This is a genomic window from Bacillus sp. FSL R5-0603 (assembly GCF_038050295.1).
GTDB lineage: Bacteria > Bacillota > Bacilli > Bacillales > Bacillaceae > Bacillus > Bacillus subtilis.
In genome coordinates this window covers 1,085,803-1,105,739 of sequence record NZ_JBBOYP010000001.1, presented here as the reverse complement: position 1 = coordinate 1,105,739, position 19,937 = coordinate 1,085,803, and the positions used below count along the sequence as shown (strand labels likewise).

Genomic DNA, 19,937 nt, shown 5'->3' with positions numbered 1-19,937 from the left:
CTGCTGAGTTTGGCTCAGCAGTTTTTTGATGATTCCCCTTTATATAAAATGGCCTTCAGCAGTGCTTTTTGCACATGAAGACGGTTTTCCGCCTGCTGGAACACTGCAGAGTTCGGCCCGTCAATAATCTCCGCAGTCACTTCTTCCTCACGATGCGCAGGGAGACAATGTAAAAATGTATAGTCAGGTTTGGCATGGCTGACCAGCGCCGCATTCACCTGATAAGGCGCAAAGACAGCAAGACGTTCTTGCTCTTCCGCTTCCTGCCCCATGCTTGTAAACACATCAGAATAAATCACGTCCGCGTCTTTTACAGCTTCAATCGGATCATCTGTCAGCGTGATAGAAGAGCCTGATTGAAGTGCATATGTCTTTGCCGCTTCAGCTGCTTCATCTAACACTTCATATCCCTTTGGTGAAGCGATCGAGATATCACAGCCCATTTTCGCGCAGCCGATCATCAAGGAGTGCGCCACGTTATTTCCGTCACCGATGTATGCGACTTTTATGCCTTTAAGCTTCCCTTTTATCTCCTTAATCGTCAAGAGATCCGCCAGCGCCTGGCATGGGTGGTATTTATCGGTAAGTCCATTGATCACCGGAATGTCAGCTTCTTTGGCAAGTTCCTCCACCTTTTCATGTTCAAAGGTCCGGATCATGATGGCATCCACATAGCCTGACAGCACTTTTGCCGTATCAGCGACAGTCTCACCGCGCCCCAGCTGCAGATCTTTCGGGCTTAGAAAGAGGGCGTTCCCGCCGAGCTGCGCCATGCCCGCTTCAAATGAAACACGTGTCCGCGTTGATGATTTTTCAAAAATCATCGCCAAGGTTTTGCCATGGAATATAGGCTGAATTTTGTTTTGTTTCAGCTCACCGGCCTCTGCGAGCAAGCCGTTTATATCCTCTTCACTAAGGTCCTTTAACGTTAATAAATCTTTTCCGTATAAACTGGTTTGCGTCACTGTGTGCATGATGCCACTTCCTTTTTATAGAGGTCTTTGAGAGATACAGGCTGCGGATGGCCTGAACCGCTTTGTAAAAACGCCCGCACAGTTTCTTCTTCTGTAAAGACGGGGATGCCGTGCGTCATGGCTTCCAAACGTTCTTTGCGTGCTTCTTCAGAACCGCTCAGATTAATGTGGAGCGATTTTCCTTCCTGTTCCATCCATGAGGCAAATGTTCCTTCATGTATTGTAAAACCTGCGTTTTCTGCTAACTCCTTCACATCTTCCGGAACGTTTTGCAAATAAATGCTGCCTTTTTGACTCCAGACTCTTGTATAGATTTTTTTCAAGGCGCTGTTAGCATCATATGCGACACACATGCCTTCTCCCGTTGATTTCATTTCCGGCCCAAGCTTGACATCCACATCCTGGATCGCATGAGAAGAAAAAACAGGGAACTTCACGGCAACTCCATGATGATTTTGAACTGCCGGATTTAGATCTTTTAAGGACGCTCCCGCCAGCAGACGTGTGGCGAGCGGAATCATCGGAACGCCCATTACTTTGCTGACGACAGGAACCGTGCGGCTCGCTCTCGGATTCACTTCAAGAACGAGTATGTTTCCATTGTCGATCACAAATTGAATGTTCATGATGCCTTTAAATGAAAGTTTTCGGGCAATTTTTTGTGCCGCATCTTTCATGCCCTGCTGCAGCCCGCTTGTGATGGACGGTCCCGGAAGAATGGCAAAGCTGTCCCCTGAATGGACACCCGCCCGTTCAATATGCTCGGTATATGTCGGGATAAAGACATCCTCGCCGTCGGAAATCATATCAATTTCGACTTCCTTTCCAGACACATACTGATCAATTAAAATCGGGTATGGCATGCTGTCCTCATCATTCAGCAGCTGAGAAAGCTGGGCTTGCGAGTCAACAATGATCATGCCCATTCCGCCGATAACATAAGATGGGCGGATTAACACCGGATAGCCGATCTCACTCGCTTTTGAAGCGGCTTCTTCTTTTGTATAGGCAATTTCTCCTTTTGCATGCTTCACTCCCAGCTCGTCAAGAAGCTGATAGAATTGATCCCGATCCTCTAACACATCGAGCGTTTCAAACGAAGTGCCGAGAAGGGTAATGCCGGCTTTTTCGAGTGCTTCAGCAGCATTGATTGCAGTTTGGCCGCCGAATTGCACAATTGCAAAATCAATATTTTCCTGCTCCGCCACGTTTACAATATGCTCCGTTGTCATCGGTTCAAAATACAGGCGGTCCGCAATTTCATAATCGGTGCTGACTGTTTCCGGGTTATTGTTAATCATGATGGTTTCGAATCCAAGCTCTTGCAGTGTCAGCACACCGTGAACAGCACTGTAATCAAATTCAACACCTTGGCCGATCCGAATCGGGCCTGATCCGATAATGAGCGCGCGTTTTTTCTCTTTGCGGCTGATGTCTCCATCGGTCTCTCCGAAATATGTGGAGTAAAAATAGTTTGTTTTCGCATCAAACTCTGCCGCGCATGTATCTACGATTTTAAAGGAAGGCGTAATGCCCATCTCCTTGCGAAGCGCGCGCACCTCTTCTTCTGTTTTGCCGATCAGCGAGGCAATCGTTGCGTCTGAGAATCCCTTTTCCTTTGCTTTCTTCAATAATTCAAAAGAGAGATCGCTCCCTGCTTCCATCAGGCGGTTTTCCAATTTGATGATGTTGTCAAAGGTATGAAGGAAAAACGGATCAATTTTTGTTTTTTCATGGATGTCATCAATCGAGACGCTGCGGCTCAACAGCTCCATGACAACGAAAAATCTGCGGTCATCCGGAGTGATTGCCAAATCCCATAGCGTATCAATTGACAACCCGCTGAGCTCTGGAAGGTGTGTCCCGATATTTTTTAATTCAAGCGACGCGGCTGCCTTTTGTATCGCCGCTTCTAAATTCCGTTCAATCGCCATCACTTCACCGGTGGCTTTCATTTTTGTGCCAAGCTTGCGGTCTGCGTTTTTGAATTTATCAAACGGCCAGCGCGGAAATTTGACGATCACATAGTCCAGTGCCGGTTCAAAGCTTGCGTAAGTCGAGCCTGTGAGAGGATTTTTCAGCTCGTCAAGGGTGTATCCGACTGCCAGTTTCGCGGCCATCTTCGCAATCGGATAACCGGTCGCTTTAGATGCGAGAGCCGATGACCGGCTTACACGCGGATTCACTTCAATGACGTAATATTGCTTGCTGAATGGATCAAGCGCGAATTGAATGTTGCAGCCGCCTACAACATCAAGTGCTGAGATGATCGTCAGACTTGCTGTCCGCAGCATTTGATAGTCTTCGTCTGTCAATGTTTGTGACGGCGCCACAACGATAGAGTCACCTGTATGCACGCCGACCGGATCGATATTTTCCATATTGCAGACGGTAATGCATGTGTTATTGCTGTCACGCATGACTTCATATTCAATTTCTTTAAAACCGGCAATGCTTTTTTCGACAAGGCATTGATTGATCGGGCTTGCTAATAGCGCCTGCTTAATCATAGCTGTAAAGGCTTCTTTATCAGGGGCGATTCCTCCGCCCTTTCCGCCTAATGTGTAAGCTGGTCTGATAATAACAGGAAAACCGATGGATTCCGCAAAATGGAGGGCATCGGCCTCGTTATCAACAATTTCACTCTCCGGCACGGGCTGTTTTAATTCATTCATTAACGAACGGAATTTTTCCCGGTCCTCTCCTTTTTGTATCGTTTCAACGGATGTGCCGAGGAGTTTGACACCGTGCTCTTTTAAAACACCCGTTTCGTCAAGCTCCACCGCTAAATTCAACGCGGTCTGACCGCCTAAATTGGCAAGAAGCCCATCAGGCCGTTCTTTCTTAATGATGGCTGTCAGGCTTTCTGCTGTCAGAGGCTCAAAATAAATTTCATCAGCGAAGGCTTCATCAGTCATAATTGTCGCCGGATTGCTGTTGATGAGAATGACCCGGTAGCCCTCCTCCTTCAGCGCGATGCACCCTTGAGTGCCTGAATAATCAAATTCTGCCGCCTGCCCGATGATGATCGGGCCTGAGCCGATTACTAATATGCTTGAAATACTGGTGTCTTTAGGCATGCGCGATTTCTCTCCTTGCTGGTATCACATTCTTTAGATAATCATCAAAAATCCATTCGCTTTCCGCAGGTCCGGGATGGGCTTCCGGGTGGAATTGAACACTCATGACAGGCAGTTTTTTATGGGCAAGCCCTTCAACTGACGTATCATTGACATGATGAAACCTGATGGTGAGCTCTTCTTCATTAATCGACTGTTCATCAACCACATAGCTGTGGTTTTGGCTTGTCATAAAGACCCGTTTCGTCTCACGGTCGATGACCGGATGATTAGCTCCCCTGTGCCCGAATGGCAGCTTAAAAGTATTCCCTCCAAACGCGAGCGCGATCAGCTGATGTCCGAGACAAATGCCTAGAGTCGGAAAGCGGCTGATGATGCTTTTGATCTTTCCTAAATATGGATGGATTGCTTTCGGATCTCCAGGTCCGTTCGATAGCACAATGCCATCGGGTTTGATGTTGTATACGGCCTCCATTTGCTGGTATGGCACCACGGTAACCTTGCAGCCTCGTTTGACAAGTGATGATGCGATTGACTTTTTATAGCCAAAATCAATGAGAGCGATATGTTTATTCCCGTCGCCAAATGTGCTGATTTCCTGGGCGGAAGCCTGCTCTGCCACATTCTCTGGTTGAAGGGCAATCTCAGCTCCTTTTTTAGAGGCTGTGACTGTCGCACCCATCGTCCCGTTTGCCCGGATTTTCTTCACGACAGCCCTCGTATCAACATGGGTTAACAGCGGAATGTTCCATTTCTGTAAATACTCCTTGAGGCTGTATACCGCTTCATAATGAGAAAAGTGATCACACGCCTCATAGACAACCGCGGCTTTTACTTGCGGTTTCTTGCTTTCAAAATCCTTTTCATTTATGCCGTAGTTGCCAATCAGCGGGTAGGTAAATACAATAATCTGTCCCTTATATGATGGATCTGTCAGCACTTCCTGGTAGCCTGTCATTCCTGTGAAAAAAACAGCTTCTCCCGTACAGTTTTCATGACCGTCCAGCTCGCCGCTGAACGATGTCCCATCCTCTAACACTAAATAACCTTCCATCTAACAGCCCACCTCTTGATGAATAATTAATTATAAAAATGAATTTTTATGCCTTTATATCGAAAAAAAATCACTGGTTTACAGCGGAATGATGAGCGATTGCCTGTTTCAGCTTGCTGACGGCTTCTGCTATTTCATCCTTAGTCACGGTGAGCGGCGGCAGCAGCCGAATCACGTTCGGGCCGGCCGGCAATACAAGCAAGCCTAATGTCTGCAATTCAGCAATAATGTCAGCAACCGGGCCATCACACTCAATTCCAAGCATTAATCCTTTACCTCGGATTTGTTTAACAAAAGGGCTCTTTAGCTCCGCCTCAAGCTGTTCTTTTAAAAACGCCCCTTTGTCAGCAGCCTCTTGCAAAAAGTCAGGCTGGAATACAATTTGCAATGTGGCATTTACAGCAGCCATCGCCAGCATGTTTCCTCCGAAAGTCGTTCCGTGAGAACCAGGGGTAAACGCTTCTCCAAGCTGTTTCTTTCCGATGACAGCGCCGACCGGAAAGCCGTTTCCCAATCCTTTGGCGACTGTGATGATATCTGGTGAGAGTCCGAAGTGCTCATATGCGAAGCCTTTTCCCGTCCGTCCGATGCCGGTCTGGATTTCATCAATGATGAGAAGAGCTTGCTTTTCCTTGCAAAACGACTGTACGGCTGATAAAAATTCAGCGCTCGCCGGATTGACTCCTCCTTCTCCCTGCACTGTTTCAAGCATCACCGCGGCAATATCGCCTTCCTCCCCAAGAGCTTTAAAAGCAGAAGGATCATTGTATGGCAGGTAGTGAAAGCCTTCAAGCATCGGGCCGAAGCCTGTTTTGATTTTATCCTGTCCGGTCGCAGCCATCCCTGCATACGTGCGGCCATGGAACGACTGAAGAAAAGTGATGATTTTTGTTTTTCCAGTTGCTTTTCTGGCAAGCTTTATCGCACCTTCATTCGCCTCCGCGCCGCTGTTGCAGAAAAAGACAAGATCTCCCGCACTATGCGCCGCCAGCTTCTGCGCTGCTTGCTCTTGGAGGCTGTTTTGAAACAGGTTGGATACGTGCCATACGCTGTCAAGCTGTTTTTTGACTGCCTCTGTCACCGCTTCATGGCAGTGTCCTAGATTTGATACCGCAATCCCCTGAATGAAATCAAGGTACGTTTTGCCGTTTTGATCCTCAACGTACGTTCCCTTTGCTTTTTTGATGTCAATATCCCAACGGCCGTAGGTTTGAAACAAGCTGCTCATGAAACAGCCTCCTTTGCTTTGACGATTTTTGTCCCTTGAAAGGTTTGTTCTGCGAAGAATGATCCTTTTCCGTTTACGATCATGACTTCAGACACCTGATCTGATAAAGCTGACAAGGCTGAATTGACCTTCGGGATCATCCCTCCTGTGATCACTTCCTGCTTGATCAGCATCTGAATCTCCTTAGGGGTCAGGACGTCCAGACGCTGCTTTTCCTTCATGATTCCATCGACATCCGTGACGAACATCAGCTTATCGGCTTCAAGCGCTCCGGCGACTGCTGAAGCAGCCAGATCAGCATTTACATTCAGCGTTTTGCAGTCGCTTGTCATAGACAGCGGCGCAATAACGGGGATGATGCCATTTTCCATCAGCGCGTTCACCATGGACGCATCGACTTTTTTGATTTCTCCCACTTCTCCGTATGTTTCCGGATCTAGATAATCAGCCTCCAAAAGACCTCCATCCTTACCAGAAATGCCTGCGGCTCGCAGTCCGTGTTTGGCAAGCTCAGCAACGAAAAATTTATTGACAGAACCGGATAAAACCATTTCCGCCACTTCCAGCACCGGCTTCGTTGTTTTCCTCTGTCCGCCCGAAAACTCTGTCTTGATATTTAACCGTTTCAGCATATTCGTGATTTCCGGTCCCCCGCCATGTACGATCGCCAGCTTCCAGCCTGACGCCATCAGCTCTTTCAGATTTTGAAAAAATTCCTCCGACAGCTCACGGATGACGCTTCCCCCGCATTTAAAAACGATTGTTTTCTTCATTTCGCTCCCCTTTATTACGTGCGATAGCTCGCGTTAATTTTGATATAGTCATAGGTCAGGTCACAGCCCCACGCTCTCCCGTTTCCGTCCCCTTCATCCATCTTGATGACAATGGTGATTTCATCTCCTTCAAGGTATTCCTTGGCGAAGGATTCAGAGAATGGCTGAGGTTCGTTATTCTTAAACAGGCATTGGCCGCCAAGATAAACCTCTACTTCTTCTGCCGTCACTTGAGCTGCGGAGTGTCCGATGGCTCCGATGATCCGCCCCCAGTTGGCATCTGTTCCGTATACTGCCGTTTTTACAAGATTTGAGCCGACAATCTTTTTGGCAATGACGTTTGCATCAAGATTATTTTTCGCTCCCTGTACTTGGGCTTCAATTAGTTTTGTCGCGCCTTCTCCGTCTCTGGCAATCTCTTTAGCCAGATCCTCACAAGTGAGCAAGAGCGCTTTTTTAAAGACCGGCCAGTCTGGATGGTCTTCTGTCAGGCACTCGTTTTCGGCGCAGCCATTCGCCATAACTAATACCATGTCGTTCGTGGATGTTTCTCCGTCAACTGTGATTTGGTTAAATGAAACGTCAGTGATTTCCCGAAGCGCCTTTTGCAGCGCTTTTTCTTCAATTGCCGCGTCAGTTGTCACAAATCCCAGCATCGTGGCCATGTTCGGATGTATCATCCCTGAGCCTTTGGCCGCTCCGCCGATCGTGACTGTTTTTCCGCCGATTTCCAGTTCATAGCACGTCTGCTTGATCACCGTATCAGTTGTTAAAATCGCTTCCTCAAAATCGCCTGATCCCGCAGGTGTTTCTTTCAGCAGCTCGATCCCCGCGTGGATTTTTTCCATGTCTAAATGCTCGCCGATGACACCCGTTGATGAAACAGCGACAAGCTCCGGCTCAATGCCAAGCTGTGAAGCAAAGCTCTCCCGCATTGTGTATGCGTCCTTTAAGCCCTGTTCTCCCGTGCAGGCGTTGGCAATGGCGCTGTTGACGATGACGGCTTTCAGTGTCGGTCCGTGCTTTAAGCTGTCTTGTGTCACTTTGATCGGAGCAGCCTGAAAGTGGCTTTGGGTATAAACTGCTGCACTCACAGCCGGTGTCTCGCTGATAATGACGCCGAGGTCTTTTTTCGAGTAGCGCAGCCCGCAATGCACACCCTTTGCCTCAAACCCTTTTGGCGAGGATACATCACCTGTTACTTTTACAATTTGATCTTCACTTAACTGAATCATGGTTCGATTCTCTCCCGTTCTATGGATAAATTGGCGTGATGGTGAGTCCAGTTTCTTCATTCCAGCCATTCATCAAATTAAAGTTTTGCACTGCCTGACCGGCGGCACCCTTCATTAAATTATCGATTACCGAGACGATCGTGACTCTGTTCGTTCTCTCATCGAGGGTCACGGCGATATCACAGAAATTGCTGCCGTACACTTCTTTCGTTTGCGGGTACTGACCTTTTGGCCTCACTCTCACAAAATATGAATCTTGGTAAAATTCCGAATATAGATCATGCAGGTCATCTGCGGATAGATCACCGGTTAATCTGGTATACATCGTCGCCATGATGCCCCTTGTCATCGGAACCAAGTGAGCCGAAAATGTAATGGGCCCGAGACTTGGCTGCCATTCATTCAGCGCCTGCTCAATTTCCGGCGTGTGCTGATGTTCATTGACTTTATAAATTTTAAAATTGTCGTTCAGCTCAGAAAAATGGGTTCCCATGGATGCTTTTCTTCCCGCTCCGGAAACACCCGTCTTCGCGTCAACGATAACGAAAGATTCATCGAGCAGTTTCTTTTGAGCCAAAGGCGAGAGGCCAAGCAAAACAGCTGTTGGAAAACAGCCGGGATTGGCAATGAGTTTCGCCTGTTGAATTTGCTGTTGATTCAGTTCTGCCAGACCGTATACCGCCTCTTGAATCACTGCCTTAGGTGCCGCTGTCCGTTTATACCATTTTTCATATTCAGCCGGTTCTTGTATCCTCAGATCACCTGACAAATCAATAACCGGAATTCCCGCGTCTGCTAGCTTTGGAGTCAATTCACTTGAGACTCCGGGCGGCGCAGCGAGAAACATGATATCTATTTCGTGTTTGATCGTATTCATATCAATCGGCTTCAGCTTCTGATCCGCTAAGCCGGTAAGATGAGGATAACCCTCGCTATAGACATTCCCTTCTCCGCTGGATGAATAAAGTATGCATTCCTCTGCATGAGGATGATGCGAGAGAATCCTGACAAGTTCGGTGCCTCCATATCCTGTAGCACCTACAATTCCTATTTTCAAAACAAGTTCACCCTCTTGGTCTTTGTGAAATTATTTAACATTATAACATGAATAAAAATTAATTCAATCGTATATTTAATATTTTTATTCATTTATAAATTTTCTGTTCAATGGAAATTCCGCTCAAAAAAATAAGCACGACTCCAGCACAAAAACGTTGATGCGGCGCCGCATTTCAGCCGCATAAAAAAACAGGCTGACCGCGTCAGCCTGTTTTCATCATCATCAATCCACTCAAAAAATATAGAATAGAGCTTGCATAAAAAATCATTTGCACTGTAAAAAAGTCCGCGAGAAAGCCCCCGAGCATAATGGCTGCTGCTGAAAAGACAGCTGTCCAAAAATGGTAATTCCCAATCTTCTTTCCACGCTCTCCGCTGTCTGTAAAATTAGCGATCAGCACTTTTTCTCCATGCTTTTGCATCGCTCCAAAGAGCCCTAACAGCACTTGGACGATATACACTTGAACGACGCTTCCGATATGCGGGACATATAAAAGCAGAACAGCCATCCCCCACGAGTTCAGAAGCAGAAAATAACGGCTGTCAAACCTTTCAGACAGCCGTCCGAGGAGCGGGTAAATGAGCGCTCCGCTCAACCCGAACAATCCGTAGGAAAAACCGAACTGTGTGTAGCTTGAGCCGATATTTTTCACAAACAGAATATAAAACGGAAAGATTAAGCTGCTTGCGAAAAACACGCTGCTTTGTGATAATGTCAGCCATTTTAATTTGTTTTTCCCCATTATTTATACCTCTGATAAAAGTAATTCATAAAGCGCTCATCCGGGTCATAGGTTCGTTTTTTCTGAAAAAACGCTTCACTTTTCGGATATGCCTGCCTCATTTGCGCTTTTGTCTGGTAGGTCATATAAGGCAGATAATAGCTGCCGCCGTGCTTGATGGCAACGTCTGTCATGCGCCTGATGATTCGGGCAGTATCCGCCTGGTCTTCTTTTGAAAAGCCCTCGTTTATTAATAGCACGAGCGAAAACATATCGTCCTTCGCATAGGAAAGGTCGGCCTTTTCATTTTTCTGCACGTAGCGGATCGTAATGTTCAGCAGGTTCAGATCTTCGTCCGACAGCGTTTGTCTCAGGTCATCAATATAGGACCCATACTCCTTCACGGGCACAAAGTATTCTTGCAAAACATCTGTGTTGTCATTGTTTTCATACTCAAGAAACTTAGATTCGGACCGCATGACGTTATTGCGTGAAATCTCTGTGCCGTTTTGGCTCAGGAAATAGGATTGCTGTGTGTCCCACAGCCAATTCCTGCCCCATTCATACCGTCTTGACAAACCGAGTGCAAACTTTGTGGCTCCCGTATACTCATCTTCTTTGAGATCGCTGTATGATGGCAGTTGATCCTGGTGATCAGCCAATACGTAATTTGTGACATACATGTCTTTCAGAAATCCTTTTTTCGCTGTTGAAATTCGCGCCAGATGCATTCGGACATCTGGATTTCCTTTTACATGCTTTGAAAAATAGTCTGCGTATTTGCTGTAATTCATTTTTTCTGTCTTCATGACATACAGCTCATCATCTGTCAGTTCAAGCGTTACATCAAGAATCACGCCAAAAAGGCCGTACCCTCCGATGGCCGCCGTAAACAAATCATCTTTTGGAGTGACAGTGATAATCGTCCCGTCAGCTTTTAAAAGCCGGAATGATTTAACTGTATCAATCAGCGAGCCGTAGCGAATATCACGCCCGTGTGCATTTGCGCTGAGAGATCCGCCGATTGTAAAAATGTTTTGTGACTGCATGACTTTTACCGCGAGTCCGTATGGATTCACGTATTTCTGGATATCATTCCACGTTGCACCGCTTTGCACCCTGATGGTTTTCTTCTCTTGATCGAGTGACAGGATTTTGTTGTAGCCCGTCATGTCGAGAACGATGCCGTCCTCATAATATGTATGGCCGCCCATGGAGTGCTGGGCCCCAGCGATTGAAATTTTTATGTTTTTTCGATTTGCCTCTTTGACTGTGTCAATGAGCGTTTCCTCTTCCTGCCCTTTCACTGTCTGCTTTATTTTTACAGGCATCAGGCGGCTGACATCCGTCATCTCGCTTGTGTCTGTTTTTTGCTCTGGGTTCACAGAGTACGCAAACAGGGCCGCATACGCGCCAGTACAAAGCGCGAATGCAAGCAATTTCTTTTTCATAGTGCTCTCCCTGCTGTTTTTTATGACCATTATACCATGACTGCGTCCTCATTTTTCCAAATTATCTTCTAGCCCGTTTTTCGGCACGGCGGTCGGCGACGATAAAGCAGGCGTGAATCGCGCCCGGCAGCCAAAAGATACAGGTCAATATGAGATTCAGCAAGGCCTGAAACGGTTTTCCCGAAAACAAAACAGCAAGCGGCGGGCATAAAACTGCCAGCAGGTACATCATTTCCTTTCACTCCTTTCAGCTGTAAAAAAGGACAGCCTCACATGTCAGGCTGTCCTCTTTTGTTTTATTGAATGCCAAGCGCAATTTTTGCGTATCTGGACATTTTATCTCTTGTCCATGGCGGATTCCACACAATGTGAACCTCCGTCTCTTTTACTTCCGGAATGTCCGCTAACGCTTTTTTCACTTCATCCACGATAATCGGCGCTAAAGGGCAGCCCATTGATGTCAGTGTCATCGTCACGTGCGTTAAGCCGTCTTCATCCATATCAACGTCATATACCAAGCCAAGATTCACGATATCAACGCCAAGCTCTGGATCGACAACCTGTTCCAAGGCGCCCATGATGTTTTCTTTTAATGCTTCTTCCACGTTCCCTCACTCCTTTTTTCTACAGTATAACGTAAATTCAGCTCTTGTTAATAACTTAGTGCTTTATAAGTACGTTTCAAACCATTCAATCGTTTTTAACACAGCTGCCCGCGGGACTTTATGGTCAGCGTTTTCATCTCCGATAAATTGCAGGCGTTCCGGCTGCTCGCTGTAATGGGATTTGATCGTGTCATAAAATTTCCGGGTCGGCGCGTAAGGCACGACCTTATCTTTTGCGCCGTGCCAAAATAAAAGCGGGCGCTGTTGCAGTTTCTCCGGCTGAAGGCTGAGATCCCGCAATTCGAGACGTTTCATCAGCTGCTGTACCTTCTCTTCCGGCACATCGATTTCAATGCCCTGAGATTGAATATGGTCAATCTGCTGCTGAAACAGCTCCACGTAATTGGGGCTTCCCATCAGGCTGACGCCGGCTTTTATCCAATCATATGCAGTCAAAGCGCCAAGCGTTGTGATGCCGCCCATTGACGTGCCTGCGAGACCGATGCGGCCGCCGTCTATCAGGCCCTCTTTTTCAAAATGGTTTTTAAGTACGCCGATCTCTTCAATCTCGTTTAGGACGATATCCCAAAAATGCCCCGCCAGCTCTTCGACAGCCATTTCTTCTCCCCGTTCCCCATGGTGCAGAGCCTCCGGCAGAACGGCTCTAAAACCCTTCTCCGCAAGCAGATAAGCAATATGAAGGTTGTGTTCCTTCGCGCTTGTAAAACCATGTATAAAGATCACGAGAGGAACAGCGCGGTGCCTGTTCTCTTCCTTTACAATATGTAAAAACGGAATACCGGAAACGGTTTGATTCTCAATTTGTATCACAATGTGCCCCTCCTTAGGATAACCATAATCATAAGTGTAACATGTAGACAATAAAGATGGTAAAAAGCTACACTGTAAGTAAGGCAAAACAAGCAAAATCTAAGGTTAAAGGAGCTTTTCATGGAGACAAAACCCTATTTAATCGCATTAGATTTAGATGGAACATTATTAAAGGATGATAAAACCATATCTGAAAACACCCTTCAGACGATACAGCGCCTAAAAGATGACGGGCATTATGTCTGCATCTCAACAGGCCGTCCGTATCGTTCAAGTTCCATGTACTACCAGCAGATGGAGCTGACAACGCCAATTGTCAATTTTAACGGAGCATTTGTCCATCATCCGCAGGACGACAGCTGGGGACGGCATCATACGTCACTGCCGCTTGATGTTGTCAAACAGCTCGTGGATATCAGCGAGAGCTACAACGTACATAACGTGCTTGCTGAAGTGATTGACGACGTATACTTTCATTACCATGATGAGCACCTGATAGATGCCTTTAACATGAACACAACAAATGTAACGGTCGGAGACTTGCGGGAAAATCTTGGTGAAGATGTGACGTCCGTACTCATACATGCAAAGGAAGAGGATGTGCCGGCAATACGCTCATATTTATCGGATGTGCATGCCGAGGTGATCGACCATAGAAGATGGGCCGCTCCGTGGCATGTCATTGAAATTATCAAAAGCGGCATGAATAAAGCGGTCGGCCTGCAGAAAATCAGCGATTATTACGGCGTGCCTAGGGAGCGGATCATTGCTTTTGGAGATGAGGATAACGATTTGGAAATGCTTGAATTTGCAGGCTGCGGCGTTGCAATGGGAAATGGAATTGACGCGGTCAAGCAGATTGCCAACCGAACTACGGCCACAAATGAAGAGGACGGCGTGGCAAGGTTTTTGAAAGAATATTTCTCACTTTAAAGAAGGTCCGTATTAATTTTTCCCACTCATAAACCTTACTTTACCCCACCATACTATTGAAGACGACTCATCTCGTCAAAGTATGGAAGGGGGCAGTCTCAAAATGGGTAAACGAAGCAAATCCAGAAGGTTTATTCAGCAGGGTAAAGACTCCATCGGGCTACACGCCGCAAGATTTCCATATCGGTCTACTTTAGAAGAAGCTCACCAGCATGCCGCGGCACGAGACTCGGCCGAAAGCCAGGTTGAATATTAAATGAGAAATGAACTGTTTCAGCAGGCAAAATCATTTGTTCAACAGGCGGTCATGGTGACAAACGGCTTTGAGGAAGGCGATCAGGAGCAAGCGATTCTGAGAGCCAAAAATGCTGTATCTTCTGCGTATGCCAATTCGACAGATGCGGAACGTCAACAGCTGCATCAATTTCAAAATCAGCTGGACAAACTGCAATAAAAAAAGGCTATGGCGACTCGCCATAGCCTCTTATTTGACTTCAAACTGCTGAACAGCCTGAACCTGCTTGAGATTTTCCGCCCTGCCCTTAAATGTCACCTTGACCTCATAGGTTCCGGGCTCAGGGACTTCCTTCCACACATCAGAGAAATCATATGTTTCTCCAGATTCAAGCGTCAGGTTTTGAAAAGCCTGCGTAAACATTTTGTCTTTCGAATAACGGTATCTTTCTTTGTGCTCAGAATCATACACGACAAGTTCAAATTTTTGCCCTGTGCTGAATTGAAACTCGACAGCACGTTCGCTTTGGTTCTTCAGCGACATGTTAAACTTGATTTGTTCAGGCTCCTGAATTGCGTCAATAGATAAAACAACCTCTTGATTCTCCATTCCGCCTGATACCTCCTTATCGGGTTCTGTCTGCTCATCTTTCCCGCAGCCTATCAAAAGCAGCACGGGGAGGAGCATCACAAGCAGCCGTTTCACGACTTCCACCTGCTTTCGTCAGTCTTTTCTAAAGAAACCAAAAATCCCTGTCGTTTGAACGATGTTCGTAAATGCTTTCGGATCAACTTCTTTGACGATCTTTTCTAAATCGTACAGTTCATACCTCGTGATGACGATAATCATCATTTCTTTCTGTTCGTTCGTAAAAGCTCCTTTTGCCGGAACAGTTGTGATGCCGCGCACCATTTTTCCGTAAATGGCTTCCTTGATTTCGTCCGCTTTTTTCGTCACGATCATTGCCGTAAGCTTCATGTGGCGAGTGTGAATGGCGTCGATCACCCTCGTTGTCACATACAGCGTAACCAGGGTATATAATGCTTTCTCCCAACCTTGCAATAATCCTGCCGTCAAGATGATAATCCCGTTCAGAATGAAGAAATACGTGCCGACGGGTTTATCCTTCCACTTTGCAAGCACCATGGCGACGATATCAAGCCCGCCTGTCGAAGCTCCGTATTTTAATGTTAAGCCGATACCGACTGCGGAAATGACGCCGCCGAACACCGCGTTCAGCAAAATGTCATGTGACAGGCTTGTTTCCGGCAGGATCCCCATAAACAGAGTAGTGAGTGCGACACTTAAAATGCTGTACACTGTAAACGATTTGCCGACCTTCAGCCATCCTAAAATACCGACCGGAATGTTTAAGAGGAACAAGAGCGTTCCCGTCGATATGTAAAAGGGGGCATATTGATCAACGACGCTTGATAAAAGCTGGGCAACACCTGTAAATCCGCTGGCATATACATCTGCCGGAATCAAAAATAAGTTCAGCCCGGCAGCATTGAGTAAAGCGCCGATGATGACGATGAGTAATTTTTTTGTTTGATCTAGTACCATGGCATGTTCCTCCGCTCTTTCTTCTTTATTATGTTTTCCCTTAAAACAAATATTTGAACACGATTTTGGCAAATTAATATGATATAGTTGGCTTAACTCTCATGATAACGAGCGATAACGGAAAGAAGGGAAGCAATATGACAGTTCATCTCATCGCTGACAGCGCCACTGATTTGCCTCGTTCTTATTTTGAAGAAAAAGGCATTGGCTTTATTCCACTCAGGGTTTCTCTCGGCGATAAAGAATTCGAAGATGCAGTCACAATTCAAGCGGATCAAATATTTGAAGCGATGCAAAATGGAGAAACGCCTAAGACGTCCCAAGCCTCACCGCAAACGATTAAAAATGTGTTTTTGCAATATGCCGAAACAGGTGATCCCGCTCTTTACATTGCCTTTTCCTCAGGTCTCTCCGGCACGTATCAGACAGCTGTAATGATCGCCAATGAAGTGAAGGAGGAATTCCCCGATTTCGATTTGCGGGTCATTGATTCCAAATGCGCTTCATTAGGATACGGTCTGGCTGTCCGGCATGCTGCCGATCTCTGTATCAACGGGAATACAATACAAGAAATTGAAACGTCTGTAAAGAACTTTTGCAGCCAGCTTGAACACATTTTTACCGTTGATGATTTAACATATCTCGCGAGGGGCGGCCGGATATCCAAAACGTCCGCTTTTGTCGGCGGCCTGTTGAATATTAAACCGCTGCTTCAGATGGAGGACGGCAAGCTTGTGCCTCTGGAAAAAATCCGCGGACAGAAGAAACTTTTCAAACGGATCATCGAACTTATGAAAGAGCGCGGGGATGATTGGAGCAATCAAACCGTTGGGATCAGCTACGCCGCGAACAAAGAAAAAGCCACGGACATGAAACACCTGATTGAGGAAGCGTTCAACCCGAAAGAAATCATTATGCATCCAATCAGTTCAGCAATCGGCTCGCATGCCGGTCCAGGTACATTGGCGATATTCTTTTTAAGAAAATGAGCAAACAAAAACAGTCAGACTCTGTGTCCTGACTGTTTTTGTTTGCTCATAGAATGCCGACAGCCTCATACGCCTTTTCGACTGAAGCTGATTGCTCCGAGCCTTCACCGTATAAATCATTGGCAGCTTCAATCGCCGCTTGCTTCATCATGCTGAAATCTGTAGATGCCGTTACATAATATGTTAAAGCCCGATAGTAAATTTGTTCACTTGCTTCACGCCCAATCCCTTCAACCTGTACACCGTGGTGCACGCCTCCTTCTGCAAGAAGATAAGCTGCTTTATTGTGAATGGACGAATTGATATGGACTCCGCCATAATCCTCTGTTCCTGTGTAGCGGTTCGAGTAATGATCTGGATTTCCCTGCTTAGATGGGTCCTCCAATGACCGCAATGAATCTCCTGCAATACCAGGAGTATAGACATCTTCGCCGATCTCCCAATCGTCACGGTCAGCCATCGTGCCCATAATGTCAGAAATGGACTCATTTAATGCACCGGGTTCTCCTTGATATAAAAGACCGGCGGAATACTGTGTGACTGCGTGTGTGATTTCATGCGCGACAATGTCGAGCGATCCAGACAGCGGCTTAAATTTCGAACCGTCTCCATCCCCGTATACCATCTGGACACCGTTCCACGCAGCATTGTTCCATTGTTTGCCGACATGCACGGTAGACGTAATCCTTGCTCCGTTTTGATCAAAAGAATCACGGCCAAATGTCTTGCTGTAATAATCGTAAACGGCTTGCGCATTTGCGTGTGCGTCTACAGCCGCAGGTTCATTAAATACGGACGTGCCGCTGACTATTTCTTTGCCCGTATACCCGATCAGTTGAGACAAAAGCGTAAACAAGGTTTCGTTCAGGTTCTTCGCGTCAAACGTATTGATCCCTTTTCCCCTTGTTTCGTCAGCCAAATAAAAGCGCCCATTTTGTTCTGTGACGTCAAAGCTTTTTTCGTCACCTGACACGCCGATTCCTGTACCTGCCGCTTCATGAATGGCATTAAAGGACTCAATGACCTTTCCGTTTTTGGCATCGATGAAATAATGCCAATAGCCAGGCTCAGTTTCAGATGTCGAGAGTCTCACAAGGTAGGCGAGATCATATTCACCGTCGTGTGGATAGATATATAATTCGCCTTTTGGTTCCCCATCAAGATATTCGATTTTTCCAATGGAAGCCTCGAGCTCACGCCTTGCTGCATGTATTGCTTTTTTCTCAGAAATAGACGGTGTGATGGAGACGTCCTTGATTTGCGGATGCACCTTTCCAAAGAAACTTTTCACTTGTTTGTTTTCCTTCATCGCGACCGCTTGTTCAAAGCCGTAAATCGGAATTCCTTTGTAAACCTCCGTTAATTTAAAAAACGTTTGTTTTGTCTTTGGATCCTTTATGGTTTTCGAAACGCGAAAATGGCTGTTCGCATTCCCTTTGAGCTTAAACTGCATTTGATGCTTGTCAAGATAGGAAAATAGCGATTCTTTCTGGGTTGTGTTTTGTACCGGCTTCTGCGGTGACTTTTCGATGATGTATGAAGGGGTGTGATACGTATGGTCGTATTCGATGCTTTGTTCAGCTGAGGCATGTGTTACAAAAACCATTTGGGCCGCCGTGCATAAGCCGGCCAGTAATAGAGATGTCTTGGTCAGGTTGCGCAAAACACCACATCCTTCCTATTTTGGAATCTATCATTTTTCTTCATCCTATCAAAAATACAAAAACTTGTATGTGGTGCTTCGTTCTTATTTTCCCAAAAAAGAAGGGCAGAGATATTTCGCTCTGCCCTTCTTTTTCTACTCTACTAATTTTTTATTGACATAAATAATAACCCCTGCTCCATATGCCAGTATAAGCGGAGGTATGAGCTGCTCCTGGCCTTGAAATGAGATAAAACTATTCAGCAAAATGAACAAACCGGAATTCAAGAAAAAGTAGCCTGCTATTCTGGCCAGCCGATCTTTATCCCGTATACGCGCCTCGTTAAACCCAGCCAGCATCCAGGTTTGTTTTTTGATTCCGACAAAATAGGCAACCACAAAGAATAAAAGCGCGATGACAATTAATAGATAATTGATGCTGATTTCCATCTTACAGCCTCCTACAAGATTACTTGATGTTAAGAAAAAGAAAAAAAGCGGCACAGCTTACTGCAATCAGCAGCAGGACGACAAGCGCATTGAGGAACGGGCTCAAAAGAAGCAGCACTGCTAAAAACAGCAGATAAACCGCACCGACTCGCGAAATCGTAACAATCTCCTTTTGAGAGCGCATTTTGTTTTTTCTGACACCTGCAAACATCATCAATTTTTTTCGCTTCCATACATATCCGGCGAGCACCATTAAATAAACAGCCAGCGGCAGATGTCTGAAGTCGGACGGCAGCAGCGGCAGGGCGATAATCGTGACAATGAGAAGGAACGAAAGCCAGCTTTTGCCCAATAAAGACCTCCTCCTTTTCGTCTCTCCCCCATCACCCATCATCAATTCGGCAAGCTCCTTCGGATGAGAAAATTCAGATTCAACAGCTTTCTGCAGTTCCTCTTCACTAAGGCCGGCTTTGATTCTGTCTTGAACGAAAGCGGTGATATGCCCCTTTAATTCGTCGATAGCGTTTTCTCTCTCTACATCAGGCATATTCGCCAGCTCTGCATTTAGTTCCTCCATGTATCGGTCAATGATAAGCTGTCCCTTCATAGCAAATCCCCCGATAAAGACAGTAAGGCTTGATGGGTTTCCAGGTATTTCTCCAGCCGTTCTTTTAACATTTCTTCTCCTTTTTGCGTCATTTTGTAATACTTTCTTTTCGGGCCGTCCAGTGAATCTTCCCAAAAAAATTCGATCCATCCCTTCTCGGTCATACGTTTCAAAATCGGATAAATCGCTCCCTCTGAAATAGCCAGCGCCGAGGTGGTTTTTAAGGATGACGTCAGCTCATAACCATACATCGGTTTAGAACGCAGAAGGGATAGGATGGCCAGCTCGAAAATCCCTTTTCGAAATTGAACAATCCAGCGGTCATTAACTTGATTCGTTTTCATGGTTTAAATATATCGAAAAAACCACTATATATCAATCACATATAGCAGTGTAAAATGTCCTGTTTTTCCTTTTAACAAAAATGGAATTTCTCATACTTTTTAACCTTTTTATTACATAAGTGTTTTTATATTATGAAAAGTGTAAAAACGATTCTTCAG

General features: G+C 46.0%; 22 protein-coding genes. 4 read left to right on the top strand and 18 right to left on the bottom strand.

Going from position 1 to position 19,937, the window contains the following annotated elements; all coding sequences use genetic code 11:
* Positions 1 to 14: 14 nt before the first annotated feature.
* From argF to NYE56_RS05565, 12 genes are all read right to left on the bottom strand, one after another.
* Positions 15 to 974 (bottom strand): ornithine carbamoyltransferase, encoded by a 960-nt coding sequence (argF, locus tag NYE56_RS05620; protein WP_133953489.1) that lies wholly within the window; start codon positions 972 to 974, stop codon positions 15 to 17.
* Positions 962 to 4,054 carry a carbamoyl phosphate synthase large subunit gene (locus tag NYE56_RS05615; protein ID WP_341283592.1) on the bottom strand — a complete coding sequence of 1,031 codons (3,093 nt, stop codon included), beginning with the start codon at positions 4,052 to 4,054 and terminating at the stop codon, positions 962 to 964. The genes argF and NYE56_RS05615 overlap by 13 nt, the downstream gene beginning before the upstream one ends.
* Positions 4,047 to 5,108 carry a carbamoyl phosphate synthase small subunit gene (locus tag NYE56_RS05610; RefSeq protein ID WP_341283591.1) on the bottom strand — a complete coding sequence of 354 codons (1,062 nt, stop codon included), beginning with the start codon at positions 5,106 to 5,108 and terminating at the stop codon, positions 4,047 to 4,049. The genes NYE56_RS05615 and NYE56_RS05610 overlap by 8 nt, the downstream gene beginning before the upstream one ends.
* 70 nt (positions 5,109 to 5,178) lie before the next feature.
* Positions 5,179 to 6,336 (bottom strand): acetylornithine transaminase, encoded by a 1,158-nt coding sequence (locus NYE56_RS05605; protein ID WP_213414410.1) that lies wholly within the window; start codon positions 6,334 to 6,336, stop codon positions 5,179 to 5,181.
* Positions 6,333 to 7,109, bottom strand: a complete 777-nt coding sequence (argB, locus tag NYE56_RS05600) for an acetylglutamate kinase (RefSeq protein ID WP_014476417.1) — start codon at positions 7,107 to 7,109, stop codon at positions 6,333 to 6,335. Before argB ends, NYE56_RS05605 begins: the two co-directional genes overlap by 4 nt.
* Before the next feature lie 14 nt (positions 7,110 to 7,123).
* Positions 7,124 to 8,344, bottom strand: coding sequence for a bifunctional ornithine acetyltransferase/N-acetylglutamate synthase (gene argJ, locus NYE56_RS05595; RefSeq protein WP_341283590.1), 1,221 nt, complete (start codon positions 8,342 to 8,344; stop codon positions 7,124 to 7,126).
* Between the two features lie 19 nt (positions 8,345 to 8,363).
* Positions 8,364 to 9,401 (bottom strand): N-acetyl-gamma-glutamyl-phosphate reductase, encoded by a 1,038-nt coding sequence (gene argC, locus NYE56_RS05590; protein ID WP_341283589.1) that lies wholly within the window; start codon positions 9,399 to 9,401, stop codon positions 8,364 to 8,366.
* Between the two features lie 205 nt (positions 9,402 to 9,606).
* Positions 9,607 to 10,146, bottom strand: a complete 540-nt coding sequence (locus NYE56_RS05585) for an MFS transporter (protein WP_003232993.1) — start codon at positions 10,144 to 10,146, stop codon at positions 9,607 to 9,609.
* A complete protein-coding gene (locus NYE56_RS05580; protein WP_341283588.1) occupies positions 10,146 to 11,576 on the bottom strand; it encodes an FAD-binding oxidoreductase in 1,431 nt (476 codons plus the stop codon). The genes NYE56_RS05585 and NYE56_RS05580 overlap by 1 nt, the downstream gene beginning before the upstream one ends.
* Positions 11,577 to 11,637: 61 nt before the next feature.
* On the bottom strand, positions 11,638 to 11,808 hold the full coding sequence (locus NYE56_RS05575; RefSeq protein ID WP_003232996.1) for a YqaE/Pmp3 family membrane protein: 171 nt from the start codon (positions 11,806 to 11,808) through the stop codon (positions 11,638 to 11,640).
* Between the two features lie 64 nt (positions 11,809 to 11,872).
* Complete coding sequence (locus tag NYE56_RS05570) at positions 11,873 to 12,181, bottom strand: metal-sulfur cluster assembly factor (protein WP_003224525.1); 309 nt, start codon at positions 12,179 to 12,181, stop codon at positions 11,873 to 11,875.
* A gap of 63 nt (positions 12,182 to 12,244) precedes the next feature.
* Positions 12,245 to 13,012 carry a prolyl oligopeptidase family serine peptidase gene (locus NYE56_RS05565; protein ID WP_003233006.1) on the bottom strand — a complete coding sequence of 256 codons (768 nt, stop codon included), beginning with the start codon at positions 13,010 to 13,012 and terminating at the stop codon, positions 12,245 to 12,247.
* 120 nt (positions 13,013 to 13,132) lie between these two features.
* On the opposite strand from NYE56_RS05565, the gene yitU reads away from it, so the two are divergent.
* The 3 genes from yitU (at position 13,133) to NYE56_RS05550 (ending at position 14,399) form a co-directional block, all read left to right on the top strand.
* Complete coding sequence (gene yitU, locus NYE56_RS05560; RefSeq protein ID WP_268554839.1) at positions 13,133 to 13,945, top strand: 5-amino-6-(5-phospho-D-ribitylamino)uracil phosphatase YitU; 813 nt, start codon at positions 13,133 to 13,135, stop codon at positions 13,943 to 13,945.
* 103 nt (positions 13,946 to 14,048) lie between these two features.
* The gene (locus NYE56_RS05555; protein WP_017695668.1) at positions 14,049 to 14,201 is read left to right on the top strand and encodes a hypothetical protein; all 153 of its coding nucleotides are present in this window, start codon (positions 14,049 to 14,051) and stop codon (positions 14,199 to 14,201) included.
* Complete coding sequence (locus NYE56_RS05550; RefSeq protein ID WP_003245613.1) at positions 14,202 to 14,399, top strand: DUF3813 domain-containing protein; 198 nt, start codon at positions 14,202 to 14,204, stop codon at positions 14,397 to 14,399. It begins immediately after the preceding gene.
* 30 nt (positions 14,400 to 14,429) lie between these two features.
* Here NYE56_RS05550 and NYE56_RS05545 read toward each other — a convergent pair whose 3' ends face one another.
* Positions 14,430 to 14,885: a BsuPI-related putative proteinase inhibitor gene (locus NYE56_RS05545; protein ID WP_069322520.1), complete on the bottom strand. Its 456-nt coding sequence runs from the start codon at positions 14,883 to 14,885 to the stop codon at positions 14,430 to 14,432.
* Between the two features lie 18 nt (positions 14,886 to 14,903).
* Entirely contained in the window at positions 14,904 to 15,746 is an 843-nt protein-coding gene (locus tag NYE56_RS05540) for a YitT family protein (protein WP_003245017.1), read from the bottom strand.
* A gap of 137 nt (positions 15,747 to 15,883) precedes the next feature.
* Here NYE56_RS05540 and NYE56_RS05535 point away from each other — a divergent pair, with 137 nt between their 5' ends.
* Positions 15,884 to 16,735, top strand: a complete 852-nt coding sequence (locus NYE56_RS05535) for a DegV family protein (protein WP_268554840.1) — start codon at positions 15,884 to 15,886, stop codon at positions 16,733 to 16,735.
* 46 nt (positions 16,736 to 16,781) lie between these two features.
* On the opposite strand, the gene nprB is transcribed toward NYE56_RS05535, so the two are convergent.
* The 4 genes from nprB to NYE56_RS05515 form a co-directional block, all read right to left on the bottom strand.
* On the bottom strand, positions 16,782 to 18,398 hold the full coding sequence (gene nprB / locus NYE56_RS05530; RefSeq protein WP_341283587.1) for a neutral protease NprB: 1,617 nt from the start codon (positions 18,396 to 18,398) through the stop codon (positions 16,782 to 16,784).
* Between the two features lie 135 nt (positions 18,399 to 18,533).
* On the bottom strand, positions 18,534 to 18,827 hold the full coding sequence (locus NYE56_RS05525; protein ID WP_003233021.1) for a DUF3784 domain-containing protein: 294 nt from the start codon (positions 18,825 to 18,827) through the stop codon (positions 18,534 to 18,536).
* 19 nt (positions 18,828 to 18,846) lie between these two features.
* The gene (locus NYE56_RS05520) at positions 18,847 to 19,434 is read right to left on the bottom strand and encodes an HAAS signaling domain-containing protein (RefSeq protein ID WP_341283586.1); all 588 of its coding nucleotides are present in this window, start codon (positions 19,432 to 19,434) and stop codon (positions 18,847 to 18,849) included.
* Positions 19,431 to 19,778: a PadR family transcriptional regulator gene (locus NYE56_RS05515; RefSeq protein WP_003245674.1), complete on the bottom strand. Its 348-nt coding sequence runs from the start codon at positions 19,776 to 19,778 to the stop codon at positions 19,431 to 19,433. The genes NYE56_RS05520 and NYE56_RS05515 overlap by 4 nt, the downstream gene beginning before the upstream one ends.
* Positions 19,779 to 19,937: the final 159 nt, after the last annotated feature.

Bases quoted from the DNA above. Each gene is read 5' to 3' on its own strand.
- NYE56_RS05550 (WP_003245613.1), top strand. From the start codon at position 14,202: ATGAGAAATGAACTGTTTCAGCAGGCAAAATCATTTGTTCAACAGGCG.
- NYE56_RS05615 (WP_341283592.1), bottom strand. From the start codon at position 4,054: ATGCCTAAAGACACCAGTATTTCAAGCATATTAGTAATCGGCTCAGGC.
- NYE56_RS05580 (WP_341283588.1), bottom strand. From the start codon at position 11,576: ATGAAAAAGAAATTGCTTGCATTCGCGCTTTGTACTGGCGCGTATGCG.
- NYE56_RS05525 (WP_003233021.1), bottom strand. From the start codon at position 18,827: ATGGAAATCAGCATCAATTATCTATTAATTGTCATCGCGCTTTTATTC.
- NYE56_RS05575 (WP_003232996.1), bottom strand. From the start codon at position 11,808: ATGATGTACCTGCTGGCAGTTTTATGCCCGCCGCTTGCTGTTTTGTTT.
- NYE56_RS05610 (WP_341283591.1), bottom strand. From the start codon at position 5,108: ATGGAAGGTTATTTAGTGTTAGAGGATGGGACATCGTTCAGCGGCGAG.
- NYE56_RS05535 (WP_268554840.1), top strand. From the start codon at position 15,884: ATGACAGTTCATCTCATCGCTGACAGCGCCACTGATTTGCCTCGTTCT.
- argJ (WP_341283590.1), bottom strand. From the start codon at position 8,344: ATGATTCAGTTAAGTGAAGATCAAATTGTAAAAGTAACAGGTGATGTA.
- yitU (WP_268554839.1), top strand. From the start codon at position 13,133: ATGGAGACAAAACCCTATTTAATCGCATTAGATTTAGATGGAACATTA.
- argF (WP_133953489.1), bottom strand. From the start codon at position 974: ATGCACACAGTGACGCAAACCAGTTTATACGGAAAAGATTTATTAACG.
- NYE56_RS05540 (WP_003245017.1), bottom strand. From the start codon at position 15,746: ATGGTACTAGATCAAACAAAAAAATTACTCATCGTCATCATCGGCGCT.
- NYE56_RS05585 (WP_003232993.1), bottom strand. From the start codon at position 10,146: ATGGGGAAAAACAAATTAAAATGGCTGACATTATCACAAAGCAGCGTG.
- NYE56_RS05520 (WP_341283586.1), bottom strand. From the start codon at position 19,434: ATGAAGGGACAGCTTATCATTGACCGATACATGGAGGAACTAAATGCA.
- NYE56_RS05555 (WP_017695668.1), top strand. From the start codon at position 14,049: ATGGGTAAACGAAGCAAATCCAGAAGGTTTATTCAGCAGGGTAAAGAC.
- NYE56_RS05515 (WP_003245674.1), bottom strand. From the start codon at position 19,778: ATGAAAACGAATCAAGTTAATGACCGCTGGATTGTTCAATTTCGAAAA.
- argB (WP_014476417.1), bottom strand. From the start codon at position 7,109: ATGAAGAAAACAATCGTTTTTAAATGCGGGGGAAGCGTCATCCGTGAG.
- NYE56_RS05605 (WP_213414410.1), bottom strand. From the start codon at position 6,336: ATGAGCAGCTTGTTTCAAACCTACGGCCGTTGGGATATTGACATCAAA.